At 41.2% G+C, this 16,997-nt stretch carries 11 protein-coding genes; 8 read left to right on the top strand and 3 right to left on the bottom strand.

Annotated elements, in window-relative coordinates:
- Positions 1 to 138: 138 nt before the first annotated feature.
- From melA to amrA, 4 genes are all read left to right on the top strand, one after another.
- On the top strand, positions 139 to 1,461 hold the full coding sequence (melA, locus tag FUT79_RS14010) for an alpha-glucosidase/alpha-galactosidase (RefSeq protein ID WP_024752742.1): 1,323 nt from the start codon (positions 139 to 141) through the stop codon (positions 1,459 to 1,461).
- A gap of 900 nt (positions 1,462 to 2,361) precedes the next feature.
- Positions 2,362 to 3,213, top strand: a complete 852-nt coding sequence (locus FUT79_RS14005) for a gamma-glutamyl-gamma-aminobutyrate hydrolase family protein (RefSeq protein WP_238570001.1) — start codon at positions 2,362 to 2,364, stop codon at positions 3,211 to 3,213.
- Between the two features lie 641 nt (positions 3,214 to 3,854).
- Entirely contained in the window at positions 3,855 to 5,600 is a 1,746-nt protein-coding gene (locus FUT79_RS14000; RefSeq protein ID WP_024752744.1) for an AMP-binding protein, read from the top strand.
- Between the two features lie 352 nt (positions 5,601 to 5,952).
- Entirely contained in the window at positions 5,953 to 7,320 is a 1,368-nt protein-coding gene (gene amrA, locus FUT79_RS13995; protein WP_024752745.1) for an AmmeMemoRadiSam system protein A, read from the top strand.
- A gap of 38 nt (positions 7,321 to 7,358) precedes the next feature.
- On the opposite strand, the gene FUT79_RS13990 is transcribed toward amrA, so the two are convergent.
- A complete protein-coding gene (locus tag FUT79_RS13990; protein ID WP_002695769.1) occupies positions 7,359 to 7,955 on the bottom strand; it encodes a hypothetical protein in 597 nt (198 codons plus the stop codon).
- Between the two features lie 240 nt (positions 7,956 to 8,195).
- The gene (locus FUT79_RS13985; RefSeq protein WP_024752746.1) at positions 8,196 to 8,684 is read right to left on the bottom strand and encodes a ferritin; all 489 of its coding nucleotides are present in this window, start codon (positions 8,682 to 8,684) and stop codon (positions 8,196 to 8,198) included.
- Between the two features lie 987 nt (positions 8,685 to 9,671).
- On the opposite strand from FUT79_RS13985, the gene FUT79_RS13980 reads away from it, so the two are divergent.
- A complete protein-coding gene (locus FUT79_RS13980; protein WP_148889760.1) occupies positions 9,672 to 10,940 on the top strand; it encodes a leucine-rich repeat domain-containing protein in 1,269 nt (422 codons plus the stop codon).
- 559 nt (positions 10,941 to 11,499) lie between these two features.
- On the opposite strand, the gene FUT79_RS13975 is transcribed toward FUT79_RS13980, so the two are convergent.
- Complete coding sequence (locus tag FUT79_RS13975) at positions 11,500 to 12,582, bottom strand: phosphotransferase enzyme family protein (protein WP_044634985.1); 1,083 nt, start codon at positions 12,580 to 12,582, stop codon at positions 11,500 to 11,502.
- 777 nt (positions 12,583 to 13,359) lie between these two features.
- Between FUT79_RS13975 and FUT79_RS13970 the strand changes: the two genes are divergently transcribed.
- The 3 genes from FUT79_RS13970 to FUT79_RS13960 all read left to right on the top strand — a co-directional run bounded on the left by FUT79_RS13970 (position 13,360) and on the right by FUT79_RS13960 (position 16,698).
- Positions 13,360 to 14,052, top strand: coding sequence for a LolA family protein (locus FUT79_RS13970; RefSeq protein ID WP_044634984.1), 693 nt, complete (start codon positions 13,360 to 13,362; stop codon positions 14,050 to 14,052).
- 65 nt (positions 14,053 to 14,117) lie between these two features.
- The gene (locus tag FUT79_RS13965; protein ID WP_148889759.1) at positions 14,118 to 15,248 is read left to right on the top strand and encodes a helix-turn-helix domain-containing protein; all 1,131 of its coding nucleotides are present in this window, start codon (positions 14,118 to 14,120) and stop codon (positions 15,246 to 15,248) included.
- On the top strand, positions 15,238 to 16,698 hold the full coding sequence (locus tag FUT79_RS13960) for a MiaB/RimO family radical SAM methylthiotransferase (protein ID WP_039914672.1): 1,461 nt from the start codon (positions 15,238 to 15,240) through the stop codon (positions 16,696 to 16,698). The genes FUT79_RS13965 and FUT79_RS13960 overlap by 11 nt, the downstream gene beginning before the upstream one ends.
- Positions 16,699 to 16,997 lie beyond the last annotated feature (299 nt).

Below are 16,997 nucleotides of genomic sequence, written 5' to 3'. Positions count from 1 at the left end.
GATTTTCAAGGATATTCAACAAATTGACAAGTATTGAAGAAACAAAAAACCTATCTTTCCCGCTAAAACCATCTTAACATATATCTAACGAAAAGTCTGTCAGTATTTGATATATTTTTATGATGGAGAGGAGTTTTTATGGTAAAGATTGTTTTTATCGGTGCGGGCAGCACCGTATTTGTCCGAAATGTAATCGGCGATTGTATGTGTACGCCCGTCTTACAGGATGCGGAAATTGCATTATATGACATTAGTCCCGAAAGGCTTAAAGATTCAGAGATAATCCTTTCAGCCTTAAACCAAAACATTAACGAAGGCAGAGCGCATATCTCCTGCTATTTAGGTGAGGCACAAAGAAAAGCAGCTTTGAAAGATGCTACGTTTGTCATAAATGCTATTCAAGTCGGCGGATATGAGCCTTCGACTATTATTGATTTTGAAATCCCTAAAAAATACGGACTGCGTCAAACCATTGCCGACACTCTTGGGATAGGCGGAATTATGCGCGCCCTCAGAACCATACCGGTTATGGATTCTTTTGCGCATGAAATCGAAGAGGTATGCCCCGATGCATGGCTTTTAAATTATACTAACCCGATGGCAATGCTCACCGGATATATGCTTCGCTACACCGATGTAAAAACAGTCGGGCTTTGTCATAGCGTACAAGTTTGCTCGCGGGAACTGTTTGAACAATTGGATATGCAGGACAAACTTGAAGGCAGAAAAGAAGTTATTGCCGGCATTAACCACATGGCGTGGCTTTTGTCCATCAAAGATAAAAACGGCGTAGACTTATATCCCGAAATAAAAAAACGGGCAGCGGCGAAAAATGCCGCCGGTAAACACGAGAACATGGTGCGGTTTGATTATATCAAAAACTTCGGTTATTACTGCACCGAATCAAGTGAACATAATGCCGAGTACAATCCTTTCTATATAAAGTCAAAATATCCTGAATTGATAGAAAAATTTGCCATCCCGCTTGATGAATATCCGCGCCGCTGTATTCGGCAAATTAAAGGCTGGGAAGAAGATAAGAAAAACATTCTGGCAAACGGAAAAATTTCCCATGAGCGCAGCAATGAATATGCCTCGTACATTATGGAAGCAATTATAACATCAAAACCCTATGCACTTGGCGGGAATGTATTAAACAACGGGCTTATTTTTAATCTGCCTGATGAGGCTTGTGTAGAAGTTCCCTGTTTAGTAAACGGTACGGGAATTACCCCCTGTCGAATCGGCCCCTTACCGCCGATACTAGCCGCAATGAATATGACTAATATTAACACGCAGCTTTTAACCATTGAAGCGGCGCGCACAAAAACACGGGAAGCCATTTATCATGCGGCAATGCTTGACCCGCATACGGCGGCGGAACTCAGCATTGACGATATCCGTGCACTTTGTGATGAACTAATTGACGCCCACGGTCCGTACATGGCGATGTATAAATAGGAAGGATACAAAAACACAGCGCTTTGAGCTTCATGCGAACCGTTCAATAATTGATTTTTATAAAAAAGAGTCCGACACGGCGCAACGGTGAGTAGCTTACCATAGGGCGAAGTTTTGAAAATTTGCTATAACTTCGCCAACGAGTTTTGCCTGTTTACGCTGGAATATCAGGCAAAACATCGTTTGGAATTGAGCAGGGGCGAAGTTTTGAAAATTTACTGTAACTTCGCCAACGAGTTTTAAAGCGGGCAGTTTGCAAAGCGTTAAAACTCAACAGTCAAGATGTTTTGCGTAAAACTTAATGCAAAACAGCAATCAGCGCGGGCACGGATGCCCGTGGTTCTAAACAAAAACTCGTAGGTGACTTTTTGACATGGACGTCAAAAAGTCACCCGTGTGAGGCATACGGAGGGCGGCGAGCATTTTTTCAAAAATGCGAAGCCGGATCCTTTTTGCGCGCTTAAAATAGCGCAAAAAGAGCCGCAGCGTAAGCGGAGCCCGTAGTACGCCGACCCGAAGTGCGGCGTTTTAAGGTATGGTTGTAAAAAAAACGTCGCACGTAGGGACACACCCAAAACGGGGCATTTCGCCTTACGTAAAAAAAATACCGCTTGCGTATGATTATCCTTTATATTTTATTCCAACGGCAATTTGTTGCGGGCATAGCAACATCGGGAAGCAAACTGTAAACGACAATTTTTTTTAAAAACCTTCAGAAAAGACCTCTTTCGGTGTTCTGCATGTATTTAAACCTTGCAGAACATTGATTTTTTACCGGCAGTTTTTTCCAGCGTTCTACTTTCCTCTAACGTCAGGACGCAGTGTTATTGTAACGCTCTGTATGCAGCTTATAAACTAAAAAGGCTGCGTAGTCGCCGCTGAAAAGCCGGAGTTTAAGAAGTGCTGACTTTACTTGTGTGCACACTGGCCGGAGTACTTGACAGCACCGCCTCTCTTATGATTAAGCTTACTTTGCTAAACATTATTATTGAAACTAAAACAAACGGAGAAAAAATGAAACTGATAAAGCCGGTAATAGGAATTTCGGGTAGTATTTTGGTGAATAAGGGAGATAGCTTTGTCGGTTATAAGCGGGTGTATGCAAATCAGGATTATGTTAACTCAGTTTTGCGGGCGGGAGGTATTCCGCTCATATTACCCTTTACCGAGGACGTTGCCGCAGCGGCGGAAATGGTTAGGCTTATTGACGGGCTTATCCTATCCGGCGGGCATGATGTTGATCCGAGCCTGTACGGAGAAGAGCCGCTTTTAAAACTTGGAGAGACATTTCCGCAACGGGATGTGTTTGACGAAGCTCTGTATAAAAAAGCTATTGCTCTCAGGAAGCCGGTGCTGGGAGTTTGCAGAGGTTTACAGCTTATCAATGTAATGAACGGAGGCAGCTTATATCAGGATTTATCATATGCGAATTTTATAAAAATTAAACATGACCAAGATGATGGGCCGTGTAGATTGACGCATACGATTACGATCGAGGATGATTCTTTTATCAAAACGGCAGGAACGCCTTATCGAGTAAATAGTTTTCATCATCAATGTATAAAAAAGATTGCAGAGGGATTTACCGTTGCGGCAAAAAGTCTCGATGGGGTTGTGGAGGCAATCCAAAAAATAACAGCCGATGTTTTTGTTGTTGCGGTACAATGGCATCCCGAAATGTTGTCTGCAACAAACGCTAATGCACGGAATATCTTCGAGGAATTTATAAAAGCGGTAAGCAAAATGAAATAATACGTTTAGTATACCATTCCGTAATTACCGTGACATTAAAGAATGAGTCAACACTAATTGCTTACCGGATTTAGGCATTCCTATTGTAAACTGCCCGCCTTTGCGAAATTCCAAACGATGTTTTAAAGCATCAACAGTAAATTGTAAAATTGAAGCTTTAAAATTCGTTGGCGAAGTTACAGTAAATTTTCAAAACTTCGCCCTATGGTAAGTTTGCTCACCGTTGCGCCGTGTCGGGCTCTTTTTATAAACAGGAGTTTTCAAACTCATAGGTTTCATTTTGCCACGGACGGCAAAATGAAACCGTTGTGTCGAGCTCATTTTTGTAACAGGAAGCTTTAAAACTCGCAGGTTTTAGTTTTTGACATGGACGTTAAAAACTAAACCGGAGCTCATTTTTATAAAACTTTTTACGTTTTAGTAAGATGAAAAAATTAATCGACTTATTAAAAAAACGCTGTAATAAGGCATCTTTGCGAATAGAAGTGCAATAAATCACAAGTTTCTGCAACCTCTCGAATGTTTTAGTGTCCAATCTATCGGACTTAATTGTAACATTCTCGGTATATCGTATATTATGGGATAGAAAGTTGTTGTCCCATACAATAAAGTTGAACAATAATAAATTTAAGGAGCTGTGAATGCAAACAATCAATGAACTCGGAAAACATACCTTCAGCGCAATGCTTGAAAATAGTGTAAACCGGTTTGGCGATCGACCAGCCGTTTCCTATGTATCAGCAGAACCGTTAACATATAATGATTTTTATGAAAAGGTCAAAGAAGTGCGACAGCTTCTTTATAGTGTAGGAATACGGGCGGGCACTCAAGTTGCAATTTATGCGACAAGTTGCCCGCACTGGGGAATCGCGTATTTTGCAATTGTAACAATGGGCGCAATTGTGGTGCCATTATTGCCGGATTTTTCAGCACGAGAAACAGAAGCATGCCTTACTCATTCCGAAACAACCCATATGTTGGTAGATGAGCGACTAAAATCAAAAATTCCTGAAGCGTATTTACAAACAATAATTAATATTGGGGACTTTTCTCTTATAAAAGGAGAAAAAGTTTCTGATGAAGTTCCTCCTGCTCATGAATGTAATGAAGAAGATACCGCATCCATTATTTATACGTCGGGTACGACAGGAAGATCAAAGGCTGTGGAGCTAACTCATAAAAACTTGATTTCTAACGCGATAGCCGGACAAAGCTGTCAGCGCATTAATGAATATGATGTAGCTCTTTCTATCCTTCCGATGTCTCATGTATATGAATTCACAATAGGTTTTTTGATGTTCTTTTTAAACGGTGCCTGTATTTTCTATTTAATCGGGCCGCCAACGCCGCGCTTACTTATCCCCGCATTACAAAAGGTTCGTCCCACTATGATGCTAAGCGTACCTATGGTAATAGAAAAAATTTATAAAACACAGGTTGTGCCGGCATTTACGGCAAGTCCTTTGAAAAAGAAAATAACTTCAACGCGGCTTGGAAGAAAACTTTTCTCCCGCATTGCAGGAAAAAAACTCTTAAAAACATTTGGCGGCAGAATTAAATTCTTTGGAATTGGCGGAGCAAAAACAGATCCCGCAGTGGAGCAATTTATGAAAGACGCTAAATTTCCTTATGCAATCGGATACGGTCTTACCGAAACTTCACCTCTTATCGCCGACTCTTCACCAAAACAAACCGTGCCTGAATGGATAGGCTATGTAATACCTGAGGTAGACGTAAAACTCATCAATGTAAATCCCGAAACGGGAATTGGAGAGCTTGTTGTAAAAGGCCCGAATGTTATGAAAGGCTATTACAAAGACCCCGAGCTTACTGATGAATCGTTTACGGAAGACGGATATTTTAAAACCGGAGATCTTTTTTTTATTGACAGCAAGGGGCATGTGTCAATAAAAGGCAGATCAAAAAACATGATTGTCGGAGCTAATGGCGAGAATATTTATCCTGAAGACATTGAATTTGTGCTCAACCAACATCCCTTTGTTTCTGAAGCACTCGTTGTTGAAGGGGAGCATTCCTCTTTAGTTGCCCTTGTGCAGCTTGATGAAGAAAAACTTGCGGCGGAACTTAAAAAAATGGAAGAAGTAACAGTTGCAGAAGCCGACAAAAAAGACGATGAGAATACACGCTTACAGAATTTGCAAGAAGCAATGGGCGATGCAATGGCGGACTTTTCAAACGCAATGACATACAAGCGGGCTGAAATCTTAAATGAGATAAAATTCTTTGTGAACTCTCATGTAAACAAGATTTCAAGAATTGATAAGGTAGAGCCTGTAGAAAAATTTGAAAAAACCGCAAGCCAAAAAATAAAACGGTATCTCTATAATTTTAGAAAAAAATCGAACGAGAAAACGCCTGAAAATTAAATTTTCCGCTTATACGCTGCAAAATATAATTTAAAAAAACTTTCGCATATTGCAGCAATAAATATTTTATGGAAGCACAACGGTTTAGTTTTTGACGTCCATGTCAAAAACTAAACCGCGAGTTTTAAAGCTTTGCAAATACTTTTGCTTTAAAACATCGTTTCTGCGTGGAAGCACGAGCGTCCGTGCCCGTGCTGAGTTTTGCCGTCCATGGCAAAAACTAACCTGTCTGCGTAGAACCACCGGCAAATACATTTTTCTGACATAGTACTGAATCTGAATTAAGCAAAAAAGATTCAATGGTTTTGCGTTTAAAAATTTTTTATGGTATAATAACGACATGGAGGGAGTTATGAAAAAAAAAGCAAAATTACGCGCTGCGTATATTACTCCGCACCCGCCGATTATTATTCCTGAAATTGGGCGAGGCGAAGAAGAAAAAATAAAAGAAACCTCGGAAGCTTTGCGGCACTGTGCACAGGAAGTGCGGACGTTACAGCCTAAAATAATTATTATGATTACTCCGCATGCAAAACTATATCGAGGTGCGATGTGCGTAAATACCGCACAAATAATCAGCGGCAGCTTTGCATCCTTTGGCAGAGACGATGTTAAATTTTCGGCAAACAATGCGGTGCAATTTGTACAAGCCTTAGTCGGCGCATGTAAAGAAAAAAACATTGTAATCGAAACTCCCGAAATGCCGCTTGATCATGGAGCGTTTGTACCGCTTTATTTTATTGCAAAAGAGTACACGGACTTTTCGCTGGTACACATCAATTATGGGATTCTTTCAAAAGCGGTTTTAAAAGAATTCGGCACAGTTTTGGCGAATCTTATTGAAACACAATCCGAGTCTGCGGTGTGTATTGCAAGTGGCGATCTTTCGCATCGACTTTTGCCCGAAGGTCCTTACGGCTTTGCAAAAGAAGGGCCCACGTTTGATAAAAAAATTTGCGATATTATTCAATCGGGAAATTTTACGCAATTTGAAAAAATAGATTCTGCTCTTGCCGATGGAGCAGGAGAGTGCGGGCTGAATTCTTTTTTGATTCTTTCCGGCATGCTTACGCAGTATCTGTTTACATCGGATTTACTTTCGTATCAAGGAACATTCGGAGTCGGTTATGCAGTCGATAAAATTAAGATACAAGAATATTCTCCCTCCGCAACTATTTCCGATTATGCGTTTCATACAGAATCGGAACCTCATATTGCGCTTGCTTTAAAAAGTATCAAACATTATTTGCAAACAGGAAGTTATTTACAGCCTGATATGCTTCCAGAGGATATCATACACAAGATAGAAACGGGGCGGGCGGGGACTTTTGTAAGTTTAAAAAAAGAAGGCGATTTGCGCGGTTGTATAGGAACTATTGCGCCTGTTCAAAAAAGCATTGTTGAAGAAATTATTCATAATGCGGTTTCCGCAGCCTTGCGCGATCCGAGATTTTCTCCCGTACGCATGGAAGAGCTTTCTGATATTCAATGCTCGGTTGATATTCTAAAAGAACCGGAACCAATAAATTCAATTACAGAGCTTGATGTAAAAAAATACGGCATCATCGTCAGCTCAGGATATAAGCGCGGACTTTTATTGCCTAATCTTGAAGGAGTAGATACTCCCGCTATGCAAGTGCGCATTGCTTTACAAAAAGCGGGAATACCTTCCGATACTCCGTATATACTGGAACGCTTTGAAGTGATTCGATATGAATAAGAGTCTTTTGAAAAGAGTCTTATTCAAAAGATGATGTTTTAAAAATGAAAGCGTAACCCGAGCTTCGCATTGAGCGATTGTACAAAGCGCGACAGATCACCGGAAAAACTCGAAGAGGCTACTACAGGAAATAGAAGATTTTCCGAAAGTCCGAAATAGAATCCAACCAGATCGGTAAACATATATTGTCCGGTTGCTTTTAAACCGATACCGATGTTTGTATATGCCATAGATACGTTAGAATAATATATTCTGGAGCCTCCGACAGCCAATCCTCCACCGCAAAATACCGTAAATTTCTTTGCAACAGGAAAATTGTATCCGAATCCAAAATGAGAATCTATAATATATCCTTTTGGACCGTCTACTGTTGATGGAAATCCGAAAATACCGAGCCAGTAAATTCCCCATTTTTTAGGCAGATCATATCCTAAACCAAGCTCCAAGGCGCCAACATTATATGCTCTTGATCCTTTTATTCTACCTCCATAATTATAACCGTCTTTCCCTGGTTGTGAATAAATTTCATGATAGGTATATGCGGCAGCCGCCTCCACATTAATGCCATACTGCTTTGCAAAAGCAAAAGAAGCAATGCAAAATAGTGCTAACATAAACAATAATTTCTTTTTCATTTTTCCTCCATACCTAGTAGTTTATGAAAACTGATTTTTAGTATTCTTGATTAAATCAATGCTGCGAGTTTTAAAGCTTCAATTTTACAGTTTTATGTTGATGCTTTAAAACATCGCTTGGAATTGAGCAACGGTGAGCAATTTACCATAGGCAAGTTGAATCCGCAGTCCCCTTATTGTTGACACTACGATTTTTATAACAGGATGTTAATTACAAAACACTACACTAGTGGCTGCTCTTTATTTTGTGCGTTCTCCGAGTTTTCTGTCTATCAGCATAACACCTGTTTTGCCGTCAACAAATTTAAACGAATCGATATAATCACGGAGCGTAGCCTCTTCTTCGGTTTGTTCATTAATGAACCAAATCAAAAAACTTTCAGAAGCATAATCGCCCTCTTCTCTTGCAAGCGAATACACATTATGAATTGACTTTGTAATAGACTCTTCATGTTTCAAAACAATCTGTAAAACCTCAAGCGGCGTTCCAAGTTTCGGAGCAGGAGCTTCAATCGGCAAAAATTCCATCTGGGAATCTCGATCATAAATATACTCATAAAACTTCATTGCATGACTGAGTTCTTCCTGCGCCTGAATCTTCATCCACGACGCGAACCCTTTTAACCCTTCGGTTTCAAAATGCCCTGCAATTGCAAGATACAAATAAGAAGAGTAAATCTCTTTATTTATCTGATTATTTAAGGCTTTTAACAACTTATCACTTAACATAGGTGACCTCCTAATATTGTATGTATTAAACTATATGAAAAAACAGAAAAAAAGTCAATTTATAAAAATTGATTAACAGAACCGTGAGTATAAATCAAAAGAACGGCGGTGGTGCATGCGAAGCATAAGCCTAAACCGCCCTGCGCAGCAGCAACTGAAAACTTCTAAATACACATTCACTATTGCGTGCCAACCACTCGTGCAATCTACACTAAAGAATCACTGCAAACCATTGGTTTCACCGCACGGGTTCTTAGGGCAGAGCCCTAAGCAGTGTTGAAAGGGAGATGGAGGTCTTAGGAGGAAGAGGGAAAACTTGCTCTGAACAATGGGTTAGTTTTTGCCGTCCGTGGCAAAAACTAACCCGCGAGTTTTAAAGCTTTGCAATCTGTCCTGCTTTAAAACATCGCTGCTGCCTGGAACCACGGGCGTCCGTGCCCGTTCTGAAATTTACATCTCTCTGGTGCAGGGGTTAAGGGGACGCAGCGCCCCTTAATGCGAAGCATAAAACGGCAGGTCTAAGGGCTGCCCAAGCCCTTAATGCGAAGCATAAAGTTGCCCCTTGCACCTAAAAAGATTCCGTACTAGATTGGACTATATGCGAAGAAACTCTAAAAAAAATCGTATATCAAGATTTCTCTATCGGCATGAGTGTGCTCTTTATGAATTGCGCAAGTTTCTTCTATTATACCCCCCCCCAATAAAATTGTACTGACAAGTTTAGATATAATTTTAAAAAACCGAATTACAGTCTATACAATATACTTTTTATTTTTGAATCCAACACCTTGCCTATGCATGCGCTTTTTCGTTTTGCATTTGCAAGGTTTTTTTGTTTTACCGCAGATGCGCTATACCGGTCTGCTAAAACACTTTGGATATCTTTGTCGTGGTGTACGCATCGGCAAAGAGTTTTTACCATACAAAAAGCAACCGCTTTTTGTAACCACATTATTTGCAATATAAGGAAATTGCAAGAAGGAGCGCATGATGAAAAACTCATCAATCGTAAAAAAAGGACTTATGCAGATACACAAGTCCTTATTGGTTGCCGTATTGGCAGTTGCGGCATTGGGTATTCTCGGAGGGCTTACCGCTTGTCACGAACAGCCGATTACTCCCTCCGGCGGAAGCAGTGGTTTGACGCCATCTACGCCGTCTAAAATTACCGTAACGGTACAAGGCGATGCGAATGTTAAAGGCGTTCCGTTTACACTGACGGCAACGGGTAAAAAGTGGGCTGACATAAAAGCGGAGGCCGAGGCTAAAATAACGTTTACAGAAGGTTATGAACTTGATTCTTACCGAGTAAGCACAAAAGACGGGGAGTACATAACCGATGGATATGTCTTTACAAAGGACACAACTATTTTTGTCGTATCAAAAGAAGCGGGAACGCCATCAACACCTACGGTTACCATAACCGTCAAAGGCGATTCAAATATCACCGCCATACCGATGACAAGCCTTATGGTTACCAAGGGAGAGCGTTGGGAAACGGTACAAGCAAAGATTACAGTTCCAACTTCCTTTACACCAAACTACGAGTTTGACAAATGGACGCTTGAAGGCAAAACAGAGGCAATTCCGGATGCTTATGAATTTAAGGACAACACTATTATCGTAGCCGTTTCAAAGGCGAAAGGAACAACGCCTGCACCGACACCGCTCAAAAATTTTATAACGACTGAAACGAACGGAGCACTTACCATTACCGGCTACGACGGAGAGCTGCCTGCAATACTGGAAATACCCAAAAAAATAGACGGAAAACCGGTTGTAGGTATTGGCAAGGACGCATTTACAGAAAAAACAAACATACAAAAAGTTATCTTCCCCAAAAGCCTTAAAACAATTGAAACCGGAACATGGAACTCCAATTCCGAAAAATTCGAAGGAGCCTTTTCGGATTGTACCAACCTTACCGAACTTGACTTTTCCAAATGTACTGAACTTACCTCCATCGGGAGAGGGGCTTTTTACGGCTGCAGCGGTATAACGGCACTTACGCTGCCTGAGGGCTTGCAAACCATCGGGAGAGGGGCTTTTTACGGCTGCACGCAGGCGGTTATTACGCTGCCTCAAAGCATAACAAAGATAGACGTGAAAGCTTTCGGAGATAGGGATAATACAACGTCACTTTGTAAAGCAGTGCGAGTGCCGAACAGCACCATCAAACAGATGGTAGAAGATTCACAGTATACGAAGAATACTGACAAGAATAACCCACCGTATATTGAGGTGTATACCCCTTAACTTCGGTACGGGAAAACTCAGGAAAAAACTTGTCCCGCCTCTTTGAGGCGAGGAGGAATGACTGGAGTGAAGCCCCCGAAAAGAGGCTTTGTAAACAACAACTGCTCCGGCTTTGCTGGGGCAAAACCGGCAAACGCGGCAATTTGATTTAAACCTGCCCCGCTGCGGTTGGCGAGTAACTCTGCCTATGGTAAATTGCCCACCCTTGCGAAATTCCAAACGATGTTTTAAAGCATCAACACTATTTTGTAAAATTGAAGCTTTAAAACATCGTAGGCGAAGGTACAGTAAATTTTCAAAACTTCGCCCTATGGTAAATTGCTCACCGTTGCGGCACACGATGTTTTGCCTGAGTGGCTTTAGGTAAACAGGCAAAACATCGTAGGCGAACCGAAGGTAGAAAATTTAAGGGTTCGCCCAAGCTCTTTTTTAAATTGTTTATAATTTGTATTAAAAGAACGCTGCAGTAGCGGAGGGGTTTTTCGCACAGTGGGAAGAGTGTCTGCCAATATAAATCAAAAGAGCGGCGGTTTTGCAGGCTTGTGTATGGTTTGCGTGTTTAAAAATCGGGAATAATTTTTTCCATACATTTCAGCAAGGCGATCTGGTTGCGGCTTCTGTCAAGGTTGTGCTGCGGGCGGGTTATCCTGTAATACACATCGCCGTTCAAATAATCGGTTAAAAAACGCACCGCCATTATGGTAGTTAAAACTTTTCCCGAAACCGGTATAAGGCTTTTTTCGTATTCGGTTAAAAAAGAGCATGCCGAAGATACATAGCCTTCGATCAGTGCGGCATAAAATTCAGTATTAAATGCAACTGTATCTTCGGGCGCATCTTCTTCGGCGGTGGTGCAGGCGGTGCGGATCATATCGCCGGTGTCAAAAAGCACAGTTCCGGGCATAACCGTATCAAGGTCGATAAGGCAAAGCACCGCTCCGGTTTTTGCATCAAAAAGAAGGTTATTCAATTTTGTATCGTTATGGATAATACGTTCGGGCACCAATCCTTTTTCCAAAGCATTGGTAAGAACCATCATCGCATTTTTACGTGCAAGTAAAAATGCGATTTCTTTCTGCACGGAAGAAGCTCTTCCCGCAGGATCGCGCCGTATTGCGGTTTCCAGCTGATGATATCTGAACCGCATATTGTGAAAATCTTTGATGGTGGTATGAAGCGGTTTTTTATTATAATCGGCAAGCATATTCTGAAAATTTCCAACGGCGGCACCGAGCACAAAGGCTTGGTTCGCAGTTTCAATCTTTTCTATGCAGCGACTTTCTTCGATAAAAGAATACGTGCGCCAAAATCCTTGCCGGGAGCTTTTGTAAAAAAGGCTTCCGTCCCTTGCCGGAATAAGGGTCAATGTTTTTCTGTCAATATCATCGGCGTTTGCCTGCACCAGCTTTTCCCGTATCCACGCAGTAACAAGCGCAATATTTTCTATTACCTGCTCCGGCTGCGGGAAAACAGACGTGTTTATTTTTTGATGAATATAGTGCACAATCCCCGTGCCGGTTTTAAACTCCGAAAGAATGGTATCGTTAATATGCCCGTTGCCGAAGGGCTTTGCGGTAAGCAGCTCCCCCTCAATTTGAAAAGCGGATACAATCGTATTAAAATCTTCTATAACAGTACTCATAATTTTTGCTCAATGTGAAATATGATATACAACCGAACCGAAGCACTGTACCAAAAAACACCGCTTGTAACAAGCCATTGCAACGGCAAGAGCAAAACTTTTTAATAATACGAAGTGTATCATAATTTTATAAAAAGAGTTCGACACAACGGTTTTGTTTGCCGTCCATGGCAAAATGAAACCTATGAGTTTGAAAACTCCTGTTTATATAACTATGATAGTTTTTAAACTCATTTCTGTTTGGAACCACGGGCGTCCGTGCCCGTTCTGAGTTTTTGACGTCCGGCGAAAAAACTAAGCCTCTGAATTTAAAAACTCCCTGTTATAAAAAGAGTCCGACACAACGCAACGGTGAGTAAACTTACCATAGTGATGCTTAAATCCGGTTTTAACGTCAGCGGCAGTTCTGATTTTGCCGTCCGGCGAAAAAACCAAACAGCCTTAGGCATACGGGGGCAGCGAGTGCTTTTTCAAAAAGCGAGAAGCCGGATCCTTTTTTTACGCTTAAAATAACGCAAAAAGAGCCGCAGCCTGTGCAGCACCATAACGTAAGTTTTTGTATTTATGACAAAACTAAGTCAACGAGTTTAAACCATCGCTTCACATTGTCGTACGCCAGCGATCCGCAAGTGTTAAACTCCAGCATGGTACTGTAACGCTCAAACCGCAACACCCTGGTATGTTTTATTTTGCTCTTTTCCAGGCTGTATTATCAAGTAGTATAAAGAAAGAAACAGTACATTGACTTTTCCCTTTTTTTTTGATTTACTATAAAGAATGAAAAAGCCGCAATTCTTCTTAATTTTTTCTTTATATTTTATCTTTGCTCTTTTGGGAGTGTTTTCGCAGGAAATCACTACGGCAGGAGTTTTCTTTTCTTCTGTCTCTGATAGGTATAAATCAATCAGTGATTATACCGCAAATTTAACGATGACTATTGGAACAACTTCCCGAGCACAGGTTATGAGCGGACTTGTAAGTTTTAAAAGACCGAATAGGCTTAAGATAGAATTCTCTAATCCGGCAGAGCAAACGATTGTTTTCACCGGAGACACTCTTACCATTTATTTGCCCGCATATCGGGTTATTTTATCGCAAACAGTGGATAAAAGTTCAAGCGGCGGTGCGTCTCTTGCAACACCGCAGGGGCTTTCACTTATGCGTTCCGCATATACCATCGCTTATGAAACAGGTTCTTCTCCGGTTCCTTTGCAGGAAGGTTCTTCGGAAATGGTAGTAATTCTTTCTCTTAATCGAAAAACAACTGTTGAGACGTTCAGAACGATACGATTAATGATAAGCCCCGACACAAAACTTATTCGGAGAGTTGAAGCGTGGCCGATTTCCGGAAATAAAATCACGTTTGATTTTAGCAATTATCGCCTTAATACGGGGATCCCCGATACACGGTTTTTATACGATGCACCTCAGACGGCGAATATTTTAAATGATTTTTTATTTCTTGAGTAGGTTGTTTTTAGACGTGAAGATTATTTATACGGTTTTTATGAAGGTTTTTTTAATAGAGGTTTTATATGCAAGATATAGGTGAGTTATTAAAAATAGCTCGAGAAGAAAAACAAATTGAATTAGAGCAGGCTGCAAGAGAAACCAATATTGCGAAACGCTATTTGGAAGCTCTTGAAACCGATGAGTACAGCGTTTTTCCCGGAGAGCCTTATATTCTCGGGTTTTTAAGAAATTACTGCGAATATTTGGGACTTAATGCAGACCAGTTTGTAACACGATATAAACAGGTAAAGATACAGGAAACTTCTTTACCGCCGGAAGCTTTACTACCTCAGAAAAAAATTTCAATACCGAAGCCGTTTATAAAAGCTTTAATCGTATGTATTATTCTGGCAATTATCGGCGGATGCGGCTATTTTATCTTTTTAAAAATTTCCGGACATCCAAAATCAAAAGGTGAAAGAGAAAAAACATCAGAAGTTATTGCAACTAAAAGAGAACCGGCTGTTTACACCATAAAAGAGGAAAAATTTGAAAAGCAGGTTTTTGTCGGAGATACCTTATTAATTACCGCAGGCGAGACGGAATATAAAGTTGTTGTTGAAAAAACTTCTCCTGATCTTTATTTAGATACTCCGATCGGAACACAAATTATCAAATTGGGAGAAAGCAGCTTGATGGACTTTAATATGGATGTGCACCCTGACGTGCAATTTTCGGTTGAAGATATTGATATTCATAACGAGAAAAACGGAGCTCTGATTCAGGTACGTACCGGAAAGTCAATTGAAACCCATACCGATCAGTCTGCCATTACCGCACAAACCGATTTAACTGTTTCCGATCAAACCGGAAGTGCTGCCGGCGTAAAATATAAGGTTTTATTTGAAGCGGGATACGCTTATCCTGTAACGATGAATGCAACTTTCCGCGGATACTGCCTTTTCAGGTTTGAAGTGGATAAATCAAGGCGTGAAGAACGATATTACCAGAAAAATGAACAGCTCACAGTGCAGGCGAATAACGGAATCAGAATTTGGGCATCAAACGGAAATGCAGTTAAACTGCAAATTGTTGCAGGCGGAAAAACGGTTGATATAGAAGTAAGCAAGCAGGGAGAAGTCATCGTAAAAGATCTTAAATGGATTAAAGATGATGATGGCAGATTTAAGTTTGTGGTAATGGATATTGACTAAACAATTTTTCCTTGACCAGCACGGCTGCGCGAAAAATCAGGTTGACGGAGAGCTCCTGATTGGAATTTTACAACAAGAAGGCTGGGTTCGTGCAAAATCCGCTGAAACAGCTGATATTATCATTGTCAATTCATGCGGCTTTATTGAAGCTGCAAAGCTTGAATCAATTGAAGCGGTAATTTCCGCGCGCAGCCGCTATCCGAATGCGAAAATCCTCCTTGCCGGTTGCCTTGCAGAACGCTATGCGGAGGAATTTCAACAAGAGTTGCCTGAAGCTGATGCCTTTTTCGGGAACGGAGATTTATCTCAACTACCGAAAATTGTGCATCAAATGATTACTAATACGAAAAAAGATTATCGTCCGGCGCTGGTGCCGGAGCAAAAGGGAATTTCTTGCGGAATTCGACCGGAAATACTGAATTTCCCTCGTTCGGTTTTTATTAAAATAACCGAAGGCTGTAATCATCGTTGCAGTTTTTGTGCAATTCCGCTTATTCGCGGAAACCTGCGCAGCAGACCGATTGAGGATTGTGTACAGGAAATACAACAATTTATTAAATCCGGCTGTTATGAGTTTAATCTGATTGGACAAGACTTAGCTGCTTTTCAGGGCAGCAAAAAAACCGCGTATAATTTCGGCACAAAGCCGCAAGGTTCTATAAAAAGCATTGAACAAACATTCCCGAAAAAGCAGTCGGGCTTAGCAGAGCTTTTGCAGGCAATTTCCGCACTGGAAGGCGATTTTCGCGTGCGACTTTTATATATTCACCCGGATAATTTTCCGCTTGACATCCTGCCAATTATGACACAGGACAGTCGCTTTTTGCCTTATTTTGATCTTCCTTTTCAATCGGGTTCGGCAAATATTCTGCATCTTATGAATAGACGAGGAAGCGCAGAAAAGTATTTAGAACTGGCGGACACTATCAGAAATGCTTTTCGTAAAGCAAAAAGCCCGTATAAAACAACTGTTTTCAGAACAACATTTTTAACCGGCTTCCCCGGCGAAACCGACTTTGATTTTGAGCAGACAGAAGACTTTCTCACAAATTTGAAAAGTCTTTGGTCGGGCGCTTTTGTTTTTTCCAAAGAAGAAGGCACAAAAGCCGAACATTTACCCGCACAAGTACCGAAAAAGCTTGCGGAAAAACGCTTACGTATATTACAGGACTTGCAAACCGAAATTACCCAAGAATCTCTACAGTTTTTTTGCGGCTACGAAACGGATATCTTAATAGAAGAAATAATAGAAAATGCTGAAATTGATGGCGATTCAAAGGTTGCCATTGGACGCGCATGGTTTCAGGCTCCTGAAGTTGACGGCGCGATAGTAGTCAATTACACTGACGAGCAGCGAGACCGCAGCGGGAATCCGTTTGCACCCGGCAGCATTATAAAAGCAAAAATTATTGCCCCACGCGGTTTTGACCTTGAAGCGGTCGCTTTATAGCTGATAAAACCACAAGCCGACAGCGCTACTTTGAATCCCTGTTTAGTTGACGGTATCCGTTAAAATCGGATTGATAAATATAAAGTTAAAATTTGAAAGAAAGATTTTTTAGTTTTAACTATAACCGAATATACGGATTACCGTAGAGTTTGCGTGATAGAGAACTGCGTTAGGCGGACGGAGGGCGGCGAGCACTTTGTCAAAAGTGCGAAGCCGGATCCTTTTTGCGCGCCTAAAATAGCGCAAAAAGAGCCGCAGGCGATAGCCGGAGCCCGTAGTACGCCGCCCCTCCGCGCGGT

The sequence above is a fragment of the Treponema phagedenis genome, assembly GCF_008153345.1.
Lineage (GTDB): Bacteria > Spirochaetota > Spirochaetia > Treponematales > Treponemataceae > Treponema > Treponema phagedenis.
This window is presented reverse-complemented; position numbering and strand designations above follow the sequence as displayed.

Excerpts from the sequence above, each read along its gene's own strand:
- melA (WP_024752742.1), top strand. The coding sequence starts at position 139 with ATGGTAAAGATTGTTTTTATCGGTGCGGGCAGCACCGTATTTGTCCGA.
- FUT79_RS14000 (WP_024752744.1), top strand. The coding sequence starts at position 3,855 with ATGCAAACAATCAATGAACTCGGAAAACATACCTTCAGCGCAATGCTT.
- amrA (WP_024752745.1), top strand. The coding sequence starts at position 5,953 with ATGAAAAAAAAAGCAAAATTACGCGCTGCGTATATTACTCCGCACCCG.
- FUT79_RS13990 (WP_002695769.1), bottom strand. The coding sequence starts at position 7,955 with ATGAAAAAGAAATTATTGTTTATGTTAGCACTATTTTGCATTGCTTCT.
- FUT79_RS13985 (WP_024752746.1), bottom strand. The coding sequence starts at position 8,684 with ATGTTAAGTGATAAGTTGTTAAAAGCCTTAAATAATCAGATAAATAAA.
- FUT79_RS13980 (WP_148889760.1), top strand. The coding sequence starts at position 9,672 with ATGATGAAAAACTCATCAATCGTAAAAAAAGGACTTATGCAGATACAC.
- FUT79_RS13975 (WP_044634985.1), bottom strand. The coding sequence starts at position 12,582 with ATGAGTACTGTTATAGAAGATTTTAATACGATTGTATCCGCTTTTCAA.
- FUT79_RS13970 (WP_044634984.1), top strand. The coding sequence starts at position 13,360 with ATGAAAAAGCCGCAATTCTTCTTAATTTTTTCTTTATATTTTATCTTT.
- FUT79_RS13965 (WP_148889759.1), top strand. The coding sequence starts at position 14,118 with ATGCAAGATATAGGTGAGTTATTAAAAATAGCTCGAGAAGAAAAACAA.